Annotated in this window: 19 protein-coding genes; 10 read left to right on the top strand and 9 right to left on the bottom strand. The window is 62.3% G+C overall.

Going from position 1 to position 18,394, the window contains the following annotated elements:
- Positions 1–123: 123 nt before the first annotated feature.
- Together A5692_RS15165 and A5692_RS15160 are read right to left on the bottom strand one after the other, a co-directional pair.
- Positions 124–1,335: a CaiB/BaiF CoA-transferase family protein gene (locus tag A5692_RS15165; RefSeq protein ID WP_067923950.1), complete on the bottom strand. Its 1,212-nt coding sequence runs from the start codon at positions 1,333–1,335 to the stop codon at positions 124–126.
- The gene (locus A5692_RS15160; protein WP_068057255.1) at positions 1,332–2,828 is read right to left on the bottom strand and encodes an aldehyde dehydrogenase family protein; all 1,497 of its coding nucleotides are present in this window, start codon (positions 2,826–2,828) and stop codon (positions 1,332–1,334) included. The genes A5692_RS15165 and A5692_RS15160 overlap by 4 nt, the downstream gene beginning before the upstream one ends.
- 159 nt (positions 2,829–2,987) lie before the next feature.
- Here A5692_RS15160 and A5692_RS15155 point away from each other — a divergent pair, with 159 nt between their 5' ends.
- Positions 2,988–4,469, top strand: coding sequence for a class I adenylate-forming enzyme family protein (locus A5692_RS15155; protein WP_067923945.1), 1,482 nt, complete (start codon positions 2,988–2,990; stop codon positions 4,467–4,469).
- A 22-nt stretch (positions 4,470–4,491) separates the two neighbouring features.
- Here A5692_RS15155 and A5692_RS15150 read toward each other — a convergent pair whose 3' ends face one another.
- Genes A5692_RS15150 through A5692_RS15135 form a run of 4 tightly spaced genes read right to left on the bottom strand, consistent with a single transcriptional unit; the run spans position 4,492 to position 7,953 of the window.
- The gene (locus tag A5692_RS15150) at positions 4,492–5,298 is read right to left on the bottom strand and encodes an NAD(P)-dependent oxidoreductase (protein WP_067923942.1); all 807 of its coding nucleotides are present in this window, start codon (positions 5,296–5,298) and stop codon (positions 4,492–4,494) included.
- 1 nt (position 5,299) lies between these two features.
- A complete protein-coding gene (locus tag A5692_RS15145) occupies positions 5,300–6,523 on the bottom strand; it encodes a cytochrome P450 (protein ID WP_067923940.1) in 1,224 nt (407 codons plus the stop codon).
- A complete protein-coding gene (locus tag A5692_RS30425; RefSeq protein WP_067923937.1) occupies positions 6,523–6,729 on the bottom strand; it encodes a ferredoxin in 207 nt (68 codons plus the stop codon). Before A5692_RS30425 ends, A5692_RS15145 begins: the two co-directional genes overlap by 1 nt.
- Positions 6,730–6,753: 24 nt before the next feature.
- Positions 6,754–7,953: an amidohydrolase family protein gene (locus A5692_RS15135; protein WP_067923934.1), complete on the bottom strand. Its 1,200-nt coding sequence runs from the start codon at positions 7,951–7,953 to the stop codon at positions 6,754–6,756.
- Between the two features lie 263 nt (positions 7,954–8,216).
- Here A5692_RS15135 and A5692_RS15130 point away from each other — a divergent pair, with 263 nt between their 5' ends.
- The 4 genes from A5692_RS15130 (at position 8,217) to A5692_RS15115 (ending at position 10,449) form a co-directional block, all read left to right on the top strand.
- Entirely contained in the window at positions 8,217–8,537 is a 321-nt protein-coding gene (locus A5692_RS15130) for a hypothetical protein (RefSeq protein ID WP_231984332.1), read from the top strand.
- 49 nt (positions 8,538–8,586) lie between these two features.
- On the top strand, positions 8,587–9,183 hold the full coding sequence (locus A5692_RS15125) for a TetR/AcrR family transcriptional regulator (protein ID WP_068057253.1): 597 nt from the start codon (positions 8,587–8,589) through the stop codon (positions 9,181–9,183).
- Positions 9,184–9,247: 64 nt separating this feature from the next.
- Positions 9,248–9,649 carry a carboxymuconolactone decarboxylase family protein gene (locus A5692_RS15120; RefSeq protein ID WP_067923928.1) on the top strand — a complete coding sequence of 134 codons (402 nt, stop codon included), beginning with the start codon at positions 9,248–9,250 and terminating at the stop codon, positions 9,647–9,649.
- Positions 9,646–10,449 (top strand): SDR family NAD(P)-dependent oxidoreductase, encoded by an 804-nt coding sequence (locus tag A5692_RS15115; RefSeq protein ID WP_067923925.1) that lies wholly within the window; start codon positions 9,646–9,648, stop codon positions 10,447–10,449. The genes A5692_RS15120 and A5692_RS15115 overlap by 4 nt, the downstream gene beginning before the upstream one ends.
- Positions 10,450–10,532: 83 nt before the next feature.
- On the opposite strand, the gene A5692_RS29110 is transcribed toward A5692_RS15115, so the two are convergent.
- Positions 10,533–10,817 carry a hypothetical protein gene (locus tag A5692_RS29110; RefSeq protein WP_156764426.1) on the bottom strand — a complete coding sequence of 95 codons (285 nt, stop codon included), beginning with the start codon at positions 10,815–10,817 and terminating at the stop codon, positions 10,533–10,535.
- 601 nt (positions 10,818–11,418) lie between these two features.
- Between A5692_RS29110 and A5692_RS15110 the strand changes: the two genes are divergently transcribed.
- From A5692_RS15110 to A5692_RS15090, 5 genes are all read left to right on the top strand, one after another.
- Complete coding sequence (locus A5692_RS15110) at positions 11,419–12,141, top strand: hypothetical protein (RefSeq protein WP_067923922.1); 723 nt, start codon at positions 11,419–11,421, stop codon at positions 12,139–12,141.
- Positions 12,138–12,737, top strand: a complete 600-nt coding sequence (locus A5692_RS15105) for a cytochrome c oxidase subunit 3 (RefSeq protein ID WP_067923919.1) — start codon at positions 12,138–12,140, stop codon at positions 12,735–12,737. The genes A5692_RS15110 and A5692_RS15105 overlap by 4 nt, the downstream gene beginning before the upstream one ends.
- 5 nt (positions 12,738–12,742) lie before the next feature.
- Positions 12,743–13,003 (top strand): cytochrome C oxidase subunit IV family protein, encoded by a 261-nt coding sequence (locus tag A5692_RS15100; protein WP_231984331.1) that lies wholly within the window; start codon positions 12,743–12,745, stop codon positions 13,001–13,003.
- Positions 13,004–13,591: 588 nt separating this feature from the next.
- Positions 13,592–13,804, top strand: a complete 213-nt coding sequence (locus tag A5692_RS15095; RefSeq protein WP_067923913.1) for a hypothetical protein — start codon at positions 13,592–13,594, stop codon at positions 13,802–13,804.
- A 51-nt stretch (positions 13,805–13,855) separates the two neighbouring features.
- Positions 13,856–16,006 carry an acyl-CoA dehydrogenase gene (locus tag A5692_RS15090; protein WP_068057251.1) on the top strand — a complete coding sequence of 717 codons (2,151 nt, stop codon included), beginning with the start codon at positions 13,856–13,858 and terminating at the stop codon, positions 16,004–16,006.
- 113 nt (positions 16,007–16,119) lie between these two features.
- Here A5692_RS15090 and A5692_RS15085 read toward each other — a convergent pair whose 3' ends face one another.
- Positions 16,120–17,172, bottom strand: coding sequence for a hypothetical protein (locus A5692_RS15085; protein ID WP_067923907.1), 1,053 nt, complete (start codon positions 17,170–17,172; stop codon positions 16,120–16,122).
- 47 nt (positions 17,173–17,219) lie between these two features.
- The gene (locus tag A5692_RS15080) at positions 17,220–18,353 is read right to left on the bottom strand and encodes a phosphotransferase family protein (protein ID WP_067923904.1); all 1,134 of its coding nucleotides are present in this window, start codon (positions 18,351–18,353) and stop codon (positions 17,220–17,222) included.
- Between the last annotated feature and the right edge of the window lie 41 nt (positions 18,354–18,394).

Here is an 18,394-nt window from a genome sequence, read left to right as displayed (position 1 = left end):
ACCCGCCGCCTGTCCGCCGAAGACCCGAGGCATACCGATGTCGGGCGTGATCCCTACGTAGGAATCGCTTGCGACGAGTCGGACGTCAAGCAGGTCGATCAAGGAGGCGACAGTCGCGACCATCTAAAGTACGACCGACTTGATCTTGAAGTCGATGATCTGGTCTTCGTCGTATCCGAGTTCGGCCAGTAGTGCATCGGTGTGCTCACCGTGTTCTGGTGCGCACCTGAGTGATAACGGCGTCTCGTCGAACTGGACCGGGCTGCCTGCCAACGCGAATTCGTTGCCGTTGGTATCAGTAGTGCGGGGCAGATAACCATTCGCAATCACCTGGGGGTCGTCGTGGATCTCGCGCGCGGTGCGCATCACGTCCCACACTCCCTCGAACCCGGCGAAGGACTTCTCCCAATGCGCGAGATCTTCCGCTTCGAAGATTGTCCGCAACTCGGCGATGCACTCCTTGCGATTCTCGAAACGCACGGGCGCAGTGGCGAATCGCTCGTCCGAAATCAAGTCCGGGCGACCTAGGCGCATACAGAAATCAGACCAGAACCGGTCGGCCTGAAGAAGTACAAAGGCGATGAACCGGCCGTCGCGTGTCTTATAGAGGTTGACACCCGGGTTGGGCATCTCCTCGAGCGAGAACTTGGGAACGTCCTGACCGGTGACGCCCGCGCCGACGATGTTGGGTCCGAGTTGCCAGATGGCGGCGCTGAGCAGAGAGACGTCGACAATAGACGGTTCACCCGTCCGCTCGCGCTTCACCAACGCTCCGGCGATTCCTGCGGCGATTGTCAGGCCGCCGTACACGTCACCAAACGCCGGCAGCTGAAGCGGCGGATAGGCCCCGTTGCCGGCGGCGTAGCCCTCACCGATCCCTCCGCGCGCCCAATACGCGGCCAGGTCGAAACCACCTTGGTTTGCCGCCTCCCCCTTCGTGCCATAACCATGGCCGCGGGCATAGATGATCTTGGGGTTGCGCGCGCGGACCTGGTCCACGTCGATTCCCATGCGTCGCCGAGAGTCCGGCAGCAGGTTGGTGAGGAACACGTCGGCTGTCTCAATCAGCTTCATCAACACCTCGCGGCCCTCCGGACTGGAAGTGTCCAGACCGATGCTGCGCTTTCCGCGGTTCGGCTGTTCGATGAAGTGGTTGACGCCGCCCGCTCCGGCGACGATTCCCGAATTGATCAGTCCGCGCTGCGGATCACCGGTCTCGGGATGTTCGATCTTGATGACGTCGGCGCCCCAATCGGCGAGCACAGCGCCAGCGGCCGGAACGAAGGTCCACGCGGCGAGCTCGACGACGCGAATCCCGCTGAGCACATCGGTCATGCGCTGGTGTATCCAATCGACTTGGTCTGAAGATGCTGCTCGAAGCCTTCGTGACCGTTTTGCCTACCGACGCCGCTCATCTTGTAACCGCCGAACGGTGCGTCGGCGCCGTAGAACATGGCGCCGTTGAGCATCAAGCTGCCGGTGCGGATTCGCCGGGCCACCGCCATCGCCCGGTCGGGCGAACCCATCACTGCACCCGATAGACCGTAGGTCGAGTTGTTCGCCAGCTCGATGAGCCCCTCATCACCTCTGTCGTACGGCGTCACGGTAATCACCGGCCCGAAGATCTCCTCCTGAAACAGGCGGTGGCTCGCGTCCACATCGGCGAAAACGGTCGGTGCTACGAAGTAGCCGCGATCGAGTCCCTTCGGCTTGCCGCCGCCGACTGTCACCCGCCCCCCTTGCTGCTGGCCGATATCGATGTAATTCAACACGCGGTCACGTTGCTTGGCCGACACCAAGGGGCCGCAGAATGTCGCAGGATCGGTAGGGTCACCGACGGGAACCGCCGTGAACGCCGCAGTGGCAACTTCCACGGCCTGGTCATACACCTCGCGGGGGACGAGCACCCTGCCAGTCATCGCACAGGCCTGACCCGAATGCATCAGCGCACCAATGCATCCCGGCAAGACCGTATCCATGTCGGCGTCGTCTAGCACCATGTACGCCGACTTGCCTCCCAGCTCGAGCAAGGTGCGTTTCATCGTGTCAGCGGACAATCTTTGAAGCAGCTTGCCGACGGCCGTCGAGCCGGTGAAGGAAACCATGTCCACGCGCGGGTCGGTGGCGAGCAGCTGGGCGACGCCGTTGTCGGACGTCGGAACGACGTTGAACACACCCGCTGGGATGTCGGTGCGCTCCGCGACGATACGGCCCCATCGCAGCCCGCTCCAAGGTGTCTCCATGGCCGGTTTGAGCACCATGGTGTTGCCAGTGGCAAGTATCTGCGCAATCTTGTTACTGATGATCTCGAACGGGAAGTTCCACGGCGTGATGGCCCCCACCACGCCGAGCGCCTCTTTGACCACTTTGCGGTGATACGGCGCGCCCAGTAGCGCACCGTCGGAAAGCTTCCGCTCCCATGGAAACTCGGAGATGTACTGGGCGGGCCACCGAACGGCGTCAGGGATCGGCCACTCCAGCTGGGCAAGGTATGTCGACGAGAGCGGCGCGCCGACCTCGGCGACCAGCTCGGCACGGATGTCCTCTTTCTCCTGCTGAAGGGCGTCGTGAAGCTGCATGAGGCAGTGCTGACGGAATTCGTGATTGGTCGACCAGTCGGTCGTGTCGAAGGCACGCCGCGCTGCGGCGATCGCCGACTGCATATCCTCGGCGCCGGCGTCGGTGGCGACGCCCAGCACCTCTTCGGTGGCTGGATTGATGTTTTCGGCAGACGCTCCGGTCAGCGCGTCCCGCAACTTCCCATCGATGTACAAGCGGGTTTCGGCATTGAACGGGAGTGTCGATGCGGCAACCGACGAACTCGTCATGGAAATGTCCTCTCGCTGGGCTGGCGGCACGCTCTAGCATAAATCATAATAGATAACTATTTATCTGATTTCGCGCGATCGTCGGTGCCTGGTGCGGAACGCGGCATTACTATCCTAGATTCTGTCATCAAGTAGATTACTCCACGGAGGGACGCACAGATGGCCCCACGCACGGTCGTCGAACAGCTTGAAGCTGGTGCACTGGACCGCCCCGACAGCCCCCTCCTGCTCGAACCAACCGGCGCGGGACTGACCATCGGTGAGGTGTCCTACCTGTCTGCTGCAGCGGCACGCTGGTTGGCCGCACACGGCGTCAATAGCACCATGACCGTCGCTTGGCAGCTACCCAGTCACTGCGCTGCCGCAGTCCTGATGTTGGCGCTCTCGCGAAGCGTGTCCGTCCAGGTCCCGGTGCTGCACTTGTTCCGACAGCGAGAGGTAGCCGCCGCACTCGAAATCGCCGGCGCCGACGTGTTGATCGTTGACGAGACCACACAGCACAACGCACCATCGGATACACCCGTGATTTGCCTGCCCTCCGATTTCCTCGACGTCCTTCGGACCATGCCCGATGACCAGCCATCGGAGGGCGCAGCGAACTTCCCTTCGGACTACGCACGATGGGTCTTCTTTACGTCCGGAACGAGCGGGCGCCCGAAAGGGGTGCGACACAGCGACAAGTCGCTGTTGACCGCGGCGCGCGGCTACGTGAAGTATCTCGGCCTGGGATCCGCGCCCGACGACGTTGGGACCATCAACTTTCCCATCGCACACGTTGGCGGCATCTTCTATGTCTCGTGCGCCCTTATCGGGAGGTTCTCGGTTCTGTTGCTGCCGCGGGTCGGGCCGGACATCGCCGCAGTGCTTGCAGCCAATCGAGTGACGTTCACTGGCTCAAGTACGGCGTTCTACCAGATGCTGCTCTCCGCACAGCTCTCCTCAGGTGGTGATGCTCCCGTCATTCCAACGCTTCGCATGCTGATCGGTGGCGGTGCACCCTGTCCGCCAGAGCTGCACGAGAAGATCAGACTCGTGCTCGGGGTGCCCGTACTGCACGGCTACGGCATGACTGAAGCCCCCGCTATTACCGCCAGCCAGGCCTCGGACAGCTTTGAGCAGCGGTCGAACAGTGCGGGTCGCCCCGTTCCCGGCGCCGAAGTCCGTATCGCGCCGACGGGAGAGGTCGAAGTGCGCGGCGATGTCCTGACACCCGGCTACGTCGACGGTGAGCAATGGGCCTCATCTGTCACGCCGGAAGGCTGGCTCCGAACCGGGGACACGGGATACCTGCGGGCTGACGGCCGGCTGGTGATCACCGGTCGGATGAAGGATCTGATCATTCGAAAGGGTGAGAACATTGCTCCCGCCGAGATCGAGAACGAGCTGCTCGCGCACCCGCTCATCGATGTCGTCGCGGTGCTCGGCCTTGCCGACGAAGTACGTGGCGAGCTCGTCTGCGCGGTCGTCCAACGATCACCCCAGCACCGCGATGTCACACTCGAAGAGATCTGCCGGTTTTTGGATGACCGCGGCTTGATGAAGCAGAAGTGGCCCGAGCGGCTTTACATACTCGATGAATTCCCCCTGACCGGTTTGGGCAAGGTCGCGAAGCGTGAACTTGCTAAGCAGTTGACGGCCTGAATCGGCGACACCCCGGGCGGAATCACGTCACGGACAGTGGTCCTTTTTCCGCGACACCGCGCACGAAGTCGATCGACACACCCATCTCCTCGGCCAGCGCGATCGCTGTCGCGACGTCCTTGCGCAGATATGGCGTCACACGGCCCTCGAACGGAATAAGACCGCCGACTTGCCGCACACGCTGAAGGGCCGCGCTGCTGCCGCTACACGCGCTCAACGCGGCGAGTAACGACTGCTCGTTCAAGCCCAACGCTGCTCCGGCCGCAGCAGTACCCGCCAGCAGTTGCGAATTTGCCGCGAACAAAAGGTTATTGAGCAGCTTGACCAGCAGCGCGCTGCCCAGCGCACCGGTCGCAATGATGGGATCGGCGTAAGCACCCACCACGTCGCGCGCAGTATCGACCGGGTCAGGTTCCCCGCCCAACAGGACCGTGAGCCTGCCCTGAAAAATATCTTCCGAATCTCCACTGATGGGCCCGTCGACCACCCGAACATGCGGCATTGTCTGGGCGATGTCAGCGACGAGCGCCGGACTACCCGTGGTGTGCGAAACGACGATCGCACCGTCGGGCAGATGAGCAAGGAAACCATCCTCGCCGAACGCGGTCTCCCGCAGCTGCGGATCGGAGAACAGACATACGATCAACACGTCACTGGCTCGCGCGAGCTCCTTGAGGGAACCGGCCAAACCAGCCCCACGCGCGACATGAGGTTCGCAGACCTCGGGTCGGCGCGCATAGAGTACGACTTCGTGCTGACCGCGATCGAGCAGCCGCGACACCATCGGCGCACCCATTTGACCGACGCCGAAGAAACCGACTCGTGACATCTCATGGCCCCGAACCGGAATTAAGACGAGGACCCGGCGTGAAACGGATGGGCAAATGGCGGACAGCGTAGACCTCACCAGCGTCCTCGAACCGCACGATTTCGCCGTCGATCGCGAAATCGGGCAGACGGGCCAGTATTTCGGAGATCATCTCCTGGAACATCACCCGGGCGAAGTTGGAGCCGAGACAACGGTGAGCGCCGAGGCTGAACGCGAGGTGGCGGTTCGATGATCGGGTCAGGTCGATTTCCTCGGGCTTGTCGAACACCTTCGGATCGCGGTTGCCCGAGGCGAACATCAACATGACGCGGTCTCCCGCACGCAGCTTGTGACCGTGAAATTCGCAGTCCCGTTTGACGACTCGATAGAGCCCCTGCGTGGGAGTGTCGTGCCGGAGGAACTCCTCGGTCGCAGCATCGAGAAGCTCGGGATCGTCAATCAACTGCTGACGCAATGCCGGATCTTCTTCGAGCCGAACCAGCGCATTACCGGTCAGTCCGCTCGTCGTGTCCATACCGGCAAGCAGCAGGAGGAAGATGTACCCGATCAGCTGCTCCTCGGTGAGCGGCGCGCCATCGACTTCGGCTTGCAGGATGACACTGATCAAGTCGTCGCCGAAACCGTTGGTCCGCCGATGCTGCATCGCGGTCACGATGGCGCCGTAAATATTCATGACGCCATTGCTGGCCCGCTCGGGGTCGTGCGAGCGGTCGTGAATGGCGGAATGGATCCACTCCACCCATTCCGGCCAACGGCTGTCGTCCAGACCCAACATCTGCAGGATCCAGCGCGCTGGCAGTGGGGTGGTCAGCTGTTGGACGATGTCGGCTCGGCCGGTCTCGATGAAGTCGTCGACCAACTCCGCCGCTAACTGGCGAATTCGCGGCCTCCAACGCTGGGCAGCGCCCGGGGAAAAGCGCGGCAATACGATACGGCGGCATGCGCCGTGCAGCGGCGGATCGATGTCGATGGGAATCAACGGATCCGGGGACAGCCCCGGCACCGCTTTCTCCACACCATTGCCGAACAGCTCGGCGTCCTGCGCGGCGTCGACGATCGCGTCGTACCCGAGAAACAGCCAGAACCCATCCCATGCGGTCGAATGCAAAACCGGGCAACGATCGCGAAACTCAGAGTAGATCGCGAAATTGTTCTCTCGGAAGTACGCCGAATGGTGGTCGAGGTCGGTCGAGGCGGCCTCGGTGCCTGAGTCGATAGTCGTCATCACGCGTCCTTTAGGTCGTCGATCTTGATCGCTCGCTCGGGACATTCCTGTTCGGCTCTTCGGATCAAATCTTTGTCCTCGAGCGCGATTCCGTTTTGGCTCGCCACCGCTCGATCTTCGAGGTCGAGGAATTCGAAAGCGTTGGGCGCTATCGTCAAGCAGCGTGCATGTCCTCGACATCGCTGCGGGTCCACCGCGACCCTCATTCGGCCTCCCATTGTCTTCTCCCGTTACACATTGGCGGGTTGCGGCTCGGCCGTCCTTGGGAAGTTGAGCATGCGCCGCGCGTTGTCCTCGACGATGAGCGCACATTCGTCATCGGGCACCGTGGCAAGCACTTCGGCCGCACGCTTGCGCGAGTTCGGCCAGTTCGAATCCGAGTGCGGGAAGTCGATCTCCAAGGTGATGCGATCAACACCGATCGCATGGCGGTTGGTCAATCCGTGCTCATCATCGATAAAGCAGCCCCAGAAGTGGGAACGGAACAGATCAGAAGGGCGCGCGTCGAAATCGATCGGCTGGTAGTAGCGGTGACGCTCCCACACGTAGTCCGTGCGCTCCAAAATGTAAGGCACCCAACCGATACCGCCTTCGGATAACGAGATCTGAAGGTTCGGAAACTTCTGCAGTTTGCCGGAGAACAGCAGATCGACGGTTGACCACATGAGATTGGTCGCAAACAGCGCAATCGCCACCGCGAAGGGCGCCGAAACGTCTTGTTTAGCCAGATCATTCTGGAAGGTGCTCGTCCCCGAGAAGGAGAATCCGGGAACGTAACCGCCCGACCCGAAATGCAGTGCCAGCGGCATGCCCGCGTCCGAGCACACCTGCCACAGATTGTCCCAGTGATCTGAGTGAAACGACGGCAGCCCCAACGACACCGGGCTGTCCGGAAACGACACAGTACGCGCCCCCTTCGAGGCCAGACGCTCGGCCTCGACGACGCACGCGTCGATGTCCCAGACCGGAAGCAAACCAAGCGGAATGAACCGGTCCGGCGCCGTCGCGCACCACTCGTCGATGTGAAAATCGTTCCACGCCTTCACGCACAGCAGAGCCAGCTCGCGATCGTTACCCCGATAAAACGTCCCCCCCGCAAACCCCGGGAAGGAGGGAAAGCACAACGCCGCCTGCACCCCATCGAGGTCCATGTCCGCCACCCGCGCCGCAGGATCGTAGCAACCGGGAATCATATCCTCGTAGCGCACCGGATCGGTGCCCCACTCCTGCGGTGGCTTGCCCGCAACCGCGTTCAGCCCGATCGTCGGATACAGCGTGTTGTCATACGACCACAAATGCTGGCCGTTGATCTCGACGATCTTGGGTCCGGCCTCCCGATACTTCTGCGGCAAGCGGTCTTGCCACACACGTGGATGCTCGATGAGGTGGTCATCGACCGACACGATCTGATGGGTGTCTTGTAACGGCATCCTTCGCTCCCTTGCGCCGTGCCCCGCCGGACCCGGCTGAGATCCGTCCGGCTCAGTGTTCTACCAGAATCTGTTTATGACCATATTCTATATTTGCTTCGAATTTTATACCTGAGCGATGTCGCGAACAAGTCCTTCAAGCACGTGTGGGTCAATCCGGTTCCTGCGTACTTGTCGAATGCGCCGACTCGTTCGCGCTCACACGGCACTAATCAGCCAGGTCCAGCTGGCATGCGTCTCGGTGGAAGGAAGGGACACAGATCGTGGGTTTGCTTGACGGTCGCGTCGCGTCGTTTTCATCACTGGCGGCACGCGGTCAGGGCCGTTCGCATGCAGTCACTCTCGCGGAAGAAGGCGCCAACATCGTCGCCGTAGACATCTGCCGCGACATCGACGCCGTGCCGTACAGGTTGGGCACGTGGGAAGACCTCGAAGAGACAGCTCGACTCGTCCAGAGAACGGGCCGAGAGATTCAGTTCCAGGCGGCTGACGTGCGGCATAAGTCGGCCCTACAGGCCGCGCTCGACCCAGGTGTAGAGCAGTTCGGGCATATCGACACGGTGCTGGAACAAGTGGACCCCTAGGTCCGTTTCATGTTAACCTGCGTAGGTGCCGTGCCAGGGAGGTCCACCTATGCCACCGACAGCCAAAGCGCGACGACAGCGGTCCGATGCACGCGCCAACTACGAGCGCATCGTCCATGCCGGGCGAGAGTTGTTCGCCGCCAAGGGCACTGCCACTCACGCAGATGTCGCGCGCGCGGCAGGCATCGGCAAGGCCACCGTGTTCCGGGTCTTCCCCAGCCGGGAGGCGATGATCTCGGCCTTTCTTGAACCGCAAACGATTTGGATCGAAGCGCGCGTTTGTGAGGCGATTCTGCAGGCACGCCAGGGCGATCCATGGACGGCGCTGGCCGAGGCGTTGTACGACGTCATCCATCGCATTCGCCAGGACCGCATCGCCGGCATGGTGTTCGATGTCGACACGCACGCCGTCGGTGATGACGCGCATCGACTCGCGACGTTGAGCGACGAGCTGATCGCATTGGGGATCCGCGCCGGCCGGGTGCGTTCTGAGGTGACCTCACGCGACTTACGCCGGCTGATTCGAGGCCTGGCGCTGGCTCTGTCGTCCGAACAGGAAGCCCGTCCCGAGGAATGGGATCGGTGCGTCGAGTTGACGCTGGCAGCGTGCGCCGTACAGCAAGGGAAACACTCGCATGCCCCCTGACCCTCGCTGCCGGATCAAGCGGCCCGCACTCACCTGGTTCCGTCATAGATAACGAGGTAGATTCATGTCAGAACGCATACAAGCGGGGCTGGAAGTGTTCGCCCAACTCTGCCCCGATATCGCTGCCAAAATCGGTGAGGGCAAGAGCGAGCCGCGGTTCGGTGACGAACTCGGCATTCTCAGCGCCGACAATCTGTTCGGTGCGTTGTGGACGCGGCCCGGCCTGGACTGGCGGTCTCGTAGCCTCGTCACCATCGGTGCCCTGATCGCGCTCCGCGCCCACGACCAGTTGAGGGAACACTTCCAGATCGGGCTTCGCAACGGTCTTACGCGCGCCGAGTTGGAAGAAGTCACCTACCACCTGTCGGGTTATCTGGGATTCCCGGCGGCCGCCAATGCCAGTCAGGTTGCGGCCGGCGCAATCGGCGCCCACAAGACCGACGAGCCGATTGGAGCATCGAAGTGACCGGGAGACTCGACGGCAAGGTCGCGGTCGTTGTCGGCGGTGGTCAATCCGCCGGGGCCACGATCGGAAACGGGCGTGCGGCATGCATCACGTTCGCCCGCGAGGGCGCAACAGTTCTAGTGGCCGATCGTGTGCTGGAGAGCGCCGAGTCCACCGTGAAGATGATCCATGACGAGGGCGGTACCGCGGCGGCGATCGAAGTGGACGTCACCGCGACGGCAGACGTGGAAGGCCTTGCCGCACGGGTCCGCTCGGACTATGGCCGCGTCGACGTGCTGCACAACAATGTCGGTATTATCTCGACCGGCGCCACCGACGAGATCGATCTGGACTTCTGGAACCGCATGTTCGCGATCAACCTCGACGGAATATGGCAGGTCATCAAGCATCTCGGACCCATCATGCGCGAACAGGGGTCAGGGTCGATCATCAACATCTCGTCGTTGGCCTCGTTTCTCGCCGGGCCGGAGAACGTCGGATACGCGACCTCGAAAGCAGCGCTGAACTCCATGTCGAGGTCGTTCGCCAAGGAGTACGCCAAACATCATGTGCGGGTGAATGTGATCGCCCCCGGAGCCGTGGAAACGCCGATTGGCGTTGATCAACTGGTCGAGCGCACAGGCCTCAGCCGCGAGAAGGTCATGGAGATGCGGGACTCCACCGTACCTTTGGGCAAACAGGGCAGCGCCTTCGACGTCGCCAAGGCAGCCGTGTTCCTTGCGTCCGACGATGCCGCGTGGATCACCGGGATCATCCTTCCGGTTGACGGCGGCGCCACCCTGAGCATCATCCCGACGTAGGTCGCAGCGGATTGGTGCCAATCCTGGCGGCAGAATGATGGTCCGCACCTCGACTGCGGATCCATGCATCTCCGCTCGCCACTTCATGCAGCCAGCGCCGGATTTTGCGCAATCCGCCGGCACAGCGACAACAGCTGGACTACTTGAAGCACACCGCCGTCACCCAATTTCGATTTCGACCATCTCGGCGGCATCGCCGCGTCTTCGACGCCGAAGTTCAGTGCACCGATTCGGCTCGAAACGGCAGTCGGCCCACCTGGATGGAAATCGTCACTCATACATACGAAGGCGAAAGCTGGTGCGGCTTCAATCATCTCGATCCGTTCAGACGCATCCTCGTGTCCACTATCCTTGGTACCGCCGGCCATAGTCAGTGGCCCGATCGTTGCCTCGTCCGATGCAGCTAAGTTTGGCCTCGCGAGTCGCCGGACCAGCCGTTCTGACTGGCGCGAGCGCGAGTGGCCTGACATGCGCGGCAGGTCGGCTTACTACCACGGGCATCCCGATCGATGAGCCGTCTCCGAGGAGGAACTTGCCGTCGAGGCTCAGCTTGCCGGTCCGCCGCCATGGTCGAACGACACAGAACCACACCACCCCCGCTAAGAGCGCAAGGCTGAGACCCTCAAAGATGTCAATGCCACCAGATTCCACGTCGGCATACGGTCAACCGGGCCCGCCCGAAGTCAGGTGAAAAGACCCACCGCACCAGCGCCTGCACCGCTACGACAAGCCACAGGGCCGCAATCGCCGCCCCTACCGTCGCACCGCCAGTACGAGCGGGCTCGGATGCATTGGGGCTTGTCCGTGTGACGGCAAGCTCCGACACCACCATGGTGAACTAGCCTCCGTAGGTGCGCGAACGCCTATTCAGCCGAGGAGTTTTTTCTAATTCAACACAGAATTTCGTTGACTCTCGAGTCAAACTCTAAGTAGCGTCATGCCTTATCAACCATCGATGAGGGGTTCGTCATGACGACCGGCATTCAGAAAACGATGGCGTGGAGCGGCGCCGCCTTCCTGCTGCTCCTATTCCCCGGCATCATCATGGTCGGCCTGCTCCCTCCGATGGCTCCCACGAAGTCCGCCGGCGAGGTCGCAGAGTTCTGGTCGACAAACACCGGGGTGAAGCGCACCGGACTTGTCGTCCTGCTGGCGGCGGCGGGACTCCAGGTACCCTTCGGCGCGCTCATCGCCGTGCGGATCAGGCAGCTCGAGGGCAGGTTCTCCCCGCTTGCCTACGCGCAGCTGATCGCCACCGGCCTTGCGGTGATGGCGATCGTCCTACCAACCTTTGCGTTCGCCGCGGCGTCGTATCGCCCCGAGCGCAATCCCGAGATCACCCAGGCACTCAACGACCTCGGCTGGCTGCCGTTCGTGATGAACTGGCCCGCGGCCACCATCCAGTGCCTGGCGATCGGCTTTGCGATCTTCGGCTACCAGGGGCCGCACCCCGTCTGGCCGAGATGGGTGGCCTACTACAACTTTTGGAGCGGTTTCATCTTCGCCGCAGGCGGTCTCGTGGTGTTGTTCAAGACCGGCGTGTTCGCCTGGAACGGACTGCTCGCTTTCTGGCTGGTTGCCGTGTTCTTCGGGGCGTGGCTCCTCGTCATGACCTGGCAGTTGCTGACAACGATTGGCGCGCAACCGACAGACGACCGCGAGGAGCCCGTCCTCCACCGCACAGGCGCATGACCGCAACGGCCGACCGCGAGACACGGGCACGGGCCACAGAACCCAAACGCATTCCCGGCGAGGAAGGGATTTGGGTATTCGTCCTCGGCGACATGACGGTGTTCGCGCTGTTTTTCGCCACGTTCATGTACTCACGCGCCAAGAACCCTGAGCTCTTCGCCCGCGATCACGCGAGCCTGAACGTCGCCCTGGGCACCATGAACACCGTTCTGCTACTGAGCAGTTCGTTGTTTGCCGCATTGGCCGTACAGCAAGTCCTCACTGGTGTGCACCGCTCAGCGCCCCGGCTGTTCGGTGCCGCGCTCGCATGCGGACTGGGCTTCGTCGTTGTGAAGGCCGTGGAGTGGTTGCATCTGTTCGGTAACGGCAAGACCGTCGGCAGCGGCGAGTTCTTCTCGTATTACTTCATGTTCACCGGTATACATCTGGCGCACGTGTTGATCGGCTGCGTGGTGCTGAGCCGGCTCATCACGGTCAGCCGCAAGCCACAGCTGAGCGGGCGCGACACGATGCTGTGCGAGGCCGGCGGCATCTTCTGGCACATGGTCGACCTGCTGTGGGTCGTACTGTTCGCTCTCTTCTATCTGATGCGGTGATGGCAATGACGCGCCGGGTGACTCTGGTATGGGCCGCGCTCATCGGCCTCACGTTCGCATCGTTCACCGTTGGGGTCGAACAGGGCGCCGGCGTGGCATCGGCGGCCGCCGTGGTCATCATCGGCCTCGCGCTGTGCAAAGTGCGGCTGATCGGCCTGCATTTCATGGATATCCGGGCCGCTCCGCGCACACTGCGCCTCATATTCGAGGGCTACGTCCTCGTAGTGTTTGCCACGCTGGTGACGTTGGACCTCGTCGTGTCCTAGAAACGACATGGCCGGTCATCTGCGTACAGTCGAACGATAGCTAGAAAGTCAAGGCCGCGGGCCGGCAGTCCGGAGGAAGGCGATTTCAAATCCGCTCGGACGCGGGCCGCTCATGTCCTGAGCGTCAAAGGGTATGCGAGCACGAGGCTTTCGGACGTAGCAGAACAAGCCGAACCCAATCCCCACCATCTACTACTACTTCCCGCGCCGTGACGAACGGCATGCAGAAAGTTGTGGACATTACACGTAAACAGGCCGGAGATCCGCAAAAGACCATCGACCAAATATTTGGCCACGACGCACAGCATGGTTACCAAGATGAAGGCCATGACGGTCGACATCACTCAATTGCGGGATAACATCGGTAATTTCGACGACTTTCCTCCGCCCCCTGCACAACTAGTTCTCCCGTACGAGTCCGAGTTCCGAACAGGGTTCCACGCTATAGATGGTAGTTATCGGCGGTCGGACGTGAATAGCAGACCTTCACATTGACCTGTGACAGTTGACTGTCATAGTGTCGGGATGCAGGTCCGGCTGACCCGATCGCGGAGGAGCGTTGAGATGGCAGAAAGTATGTTCTCCTCTATGAACTTGACCGGGAATCCGGACGAGGTGGTGGCCGAGTTCACTAAACGGGTGACCGCGGGCACACTGACCACGGGTCTGACCACGTTCGGTATCGACCGGGTTCGGGAAGTACTGAGATTGCCCGTCACGATCGTGCCGATGTCCGCCATCTACCTCGGCGTTCCCGCCAAAAGCTCTCCGCGCCGCGTCGACGTCCGGCGATGTCGGTGACGTTCCGCGACCGGTTCGGCAACTCCTGGTAACGAAAGAGGGTTCTTGGTCATGTCTTTGGCGATAACGGAAGACCACCGCGCCTTCGCGGACCTCGCCGCGGCGGTGGTGGCTGCGCGCGGGGGCATGGCGGCTGCGCGCGACATGCTGCTGAATCCGGACCGACCTGACCGTTGGTGGGCCGCAGACGAGCTTTGGAAGGAGATGGCCTCGGCGGGCTGGCTCGGCCTGCACATCGACGAGCGGTTCGGGGGCCAAGGCTACGGCCTTCCCGAGCTCACGGTGGTGATGGAACAGCTCGGCCGCGCCGCTATCGGTGGGCCGTTCCTGCCGACGGTGGCTGCATCGGTGCTAATGGCCGAGTTCGGCAGCGAACAGCAGCAACAACGCTGGCTTCCCCGTCTCGCGTCGGGCGAGCTGATCGCAGGCGTCAGTACGACCAACACTGCGATTCGGTCGGATTCGACCATCACGGGAACAAACATCGCGGTTCTCGGTGACTCCGGCAGCGACGTCTACCTCATCACCGTCGGTGAAGACATCGTGCTGGTCGAAGATGGCGACGCCGTTTCCGTCCAGGTCGGCGAAACAAACGACATGCTCACCCGCCCGCTAGTCGTCCTAGAACTATCCGCTGCCCCCGTCGCCGACGTGCTGGTCGGTGCTGCTGCCAGCGCCGTGCGCACGCTTCGGCTGCTGGCGGCGGCCGAGGCGGTTGGCGGCTTGGCCGCTTGCACCGAAATGGCGACCAGCTATGCCAAGGATCGACGACAGTTCGATCGGCCCATCGGGTCGTTTCAGGCGATCAAGCACCACTGCGCGAACATGCTGGTCGATTCGGAACTGGCCGTTGCGGTCACCTGGGATGCAGCCCGCAGGCACGCACCAGAAGCCGACCTGGCGGTGACCATGGCGGCCGGACATGTGCTGCCGGCCTATCAGCGCGTCGCGCTGCAAAATCTTCAGATCCACGGCGGCATCGGATACACCTGGGAGCACGACGCCCATCTCTTCATTCGCCGGGCCACAATCTTGCTGGCGTTCTGTGGCGGGCGAGAAGCATTGCACGACAAGGTCATCGAATTGCAACGCGCTGGGGTGCGACTGCATCACGCGCTAGATCTGCCGCCCGAAGCCCAACAGTACCGATTGGCCGCCGAGGAGTTCCGGTCGGAGTTGATGCGGGCCGACGTTGACAGCAGGCCCAAGTTATGGGCCCGCAGCGGATATCTGCAGCCGCACTGGCCGCCGCCGTTCGGGCGCGGCGCGGACTCGGTGGAGCAGCTGATCATCGACGAAGTGCTCGGCGAACTGGATAAGCCGCACCTCGGACTCGGCGAGTGGGTGGTGCCGACTTTGCTTGAGCACGGTAGCCCGGAGCAGGTCGAGCGGCTGATCTGGCCCAGCCTCGAGGGTGAGCTGCGCTGGTGTCAGTTGTTCAGTGAGCCAGGAGCGGGCTCTGATGCGGCCGCGGTCGCTACCAAGGCCGAGCGCGTTGAGGGCGGTTGGTCGGTGACCGGCCAGAAGGTGTGGACAAGCGATGCGATGAATTGCCAGCGGGGTCTGGCCACGGTGCGCACCGATCGCAGCGCAGCCAAGCACCGTGGCATCACCGCCATGATCATCGATCTGGCGGTACCGGGTGTGGAGATCCGCCCACTGAAGGAGATCACCGGCGCGACGCTGTTCAACGAGGTCTTCTTCACCGACGTCTTCGTCCCCGACCGCGACATTGTCGGTGAGGTGAACGCCGGTTGGAAAGTCGCCATGGCGACCTTCGGCAACGAACGCGTATCCCTCGGTGGTGGTTCAGTGACCCTGCCTGCGGACAAGCTCGCCGAGTTGTTGGAGCAGTACCGCAGCGGCGACACAGGCCTGGCGCGTGAAGTCGGCGCCCTACTCGTGGAGTCGTATTGTCTTGCAGCGCTGAATCTCCGGCGGGCGGCCCGAGCGGTATTCGATTCCGGGTCGACGATCGAAGGCAACATTGCGAAGCTATACGGCGCTGAACACGCGCAACGCGTCGCCGAACTGGCTCTTTGCATTGTCACCCCTGCTGTCCTCGTCGGAGAGCAGGCCGAGGTCGCACATGACTACCTGTACAGCCGCTGTCTCACGATAGCCGGCGGGACCTCAGAGATTATCCGCAATCTCATCGCCGAACGCATCCTCGGCCTACCGCGCGACCCACTGCTGGCATAACAATCGAGCGATACCGTTTGTCTGCAAGCACTTTGGCGAAACTCATCGATCCCAGCGGCCGCGCCGAACATGGGTAGCTGTGAAGCGGGTCTGCCCTGAAACCCAAGGGCGGCCTAGGCTTTTGACCAAACCCGTTTGGCCGGGGAGTTGAGCGCGTCGGACCGCTCGATATAAACCTGGCCGACTTCCCCATCCCATTCGCAGGGGCCGAAGTTCAGCACATACATCAGCCCCGGCCCCTCCAGATCCTTCCCGACCGCAAGGTACTTCTGCATCGACATCCAGATGGAGCGTCGGGTCTCCAGCACAGTGTCGATCGCCCCGCCATCCCAGCGCAGGCGAATAGGCAGGCGCTCACCCGAGAACTGCAGATCCTTCAGCCTCGGCGGTTCGAGCACCTCAGCGGTGCAGAATCTGCCGTCGCGGTCAACGACCGCTGCACCTTGCAACGTGATCAGCCCGTCCAGACGCCAGTAGGACGAGAAGACGAATGCTTTCCCACTTTCGTACAGGCAGCTCGCTATCACGTGACCGCCCCACGGTTCGCCGGTGCCGCCTCCGCGCGGGCCGCGCGAGTGGTCACGCCAGCCCGTCGCATCGATGTCATAGATCGTCTGGTCCACCCGCACCTGGCCGCGGGCGCGATAGAGCTGTTCGTAATGCTCCTTTGCCCAGCCCTGATTGGTCATGTCACCCTTGCCGCCCTCGCCGTGAGCCGAAGTGTGCGCGTCCCACACCGGCGTCACACAGTCGACCTCCAAGTCGATGACGAGGCGCTTGCGCAGGCCGTCCGGGACCAGCCCATTCTGCATATCGGTGTTCGAAACGTGTTGTGCGAAACCGTCAAACGTGACCTTCCAGCGTTTGAACGGCTCAATGCATCGAAATGCCAGGTTCGGTCCCGCCGGCTTCTTCTGCTGGGGTGTGTAGTAGTAGCCCCACATCGTCAGAACGCCCTCATCGCCAGGCAGACAGACCAGCACCCGGTCCTCCCACATATCCCACTCATTGGGCACGCTGCCCAAGTGCAGCCAGAAGCCGAGATCTGCTCGAGGGTCGTATAACGCGAAAAGAAGATTCTCCGCCCAGAACGGCTCAGTCGGTCGCTCCGAGACGACACTCTCCTGCGCGGCCGGCAGTCCGCTCGACAAATCCTGGACGGTCACGAAATCTCCTTACTCACGGTGGTTTGGGGGCTCCATGCCGGCGTCGCCTAGTCGTCCCACCCGGACCAGCGCGATCCAAAACGCGGGGGCGGCGGACCGTCGAGAAGGCCGTCCAGCCAGTCCATGTTGCCGCTCTCGTTGAGTTGGCGCGCCTGGTCCGGCGTTAGCTGTCCGGTCGCCAGCAGCATGGCGGGCAGGCGCACCATCACGAGCGTGATGCGCAGGGCGTTCAGCACAAGGTGCCAGTCGAGGTGTTCAGCCGGGCGACCTATGAGCTCTTGCCAAAGATTGATCGCGTCGCGCCGCGAGCCAAACCCCGCAGGACGCGGCAGTCCGCGCGCGGTGGTGACGGCGTGATCCGTGTACGTCCACCAGGCCAAGTCACACTCCGGCCCCGCCAGGGAGACCATGTCCCAATCGAGCACGGCCGCCACGGACGTTCCCTGGTAGATGATGTTCTGGGGTCGCGCATCGCCCCAGGAGAACCCGGGCGGAGCGCCTTGAGGCAGATTTGTGACCAACCATTCCGAAGCGCGCTTAACCATTGGAAGCTCATCACCTCCACACCACTTGGCATACGCCAGCCAATGGTTCAGCTCCTGCTCGAGTCCCGTGCGGCCCAGGTTTGGCCGCGCCAAGAAACTGAATTCAGCCGGATCCAACCCGTGTAGTTCGGCCATCACCTCGATGGCGCCGCGCCACAACTCATGCTGCGACTGTGGTGGGAGTTCGACTACCCAGCCACTCACGTTGAAGGGCGGATTGTCCGGTGGCACCTGGCCCTCCACCCTCTCCATGACGAAGAAAGGCTGGCCGAACACCCTCGTGTCTGGCTCGTAACCAACCACTGGTGGCGACGGGATCTGCGGCTCCTGCGAAAGCTTCTCGTAAATCAGGTAGTGAGTCTTTACATCCATCCCCATGAATAAGTGCTCGGTCGCGCCGACTCGCATGACGTAGCTGGCCTCCTCACACTCGCCGTTCAATGCGCAGGTGGCGCTTATCATCAGGGTCTCGTTGGCGACGCCAGCGGTGTCGGGCTGATCCACTTTATGCACCTCGAGGTCGTCTCCGACGCGTCGGCGCAACCATGCCTCGATCGCCGGCCGGACCGCACCCATATCGCGAAGCCGAACTTTTGTGGGGATGTCGACGTATTCGACAGCCACGTCGTCGGCCATGCTCAATTCTCCTTCCTGAACTGTCTAGTTCTCTACAGCCG

The organism is Mycobacterium sp. E342, from assembly GCF_001667665.1.
Taxonomy (GTDB): Bacteria; Actinomycetota; Actinomycetes; order Mycobacteriales; family Mycobacteriaceae; genus Mycobacterium.
Note: the sequence above shows the minus strand (reverse complement) of the source record. Positions and strands in the feature narration are given on the sequence as shown.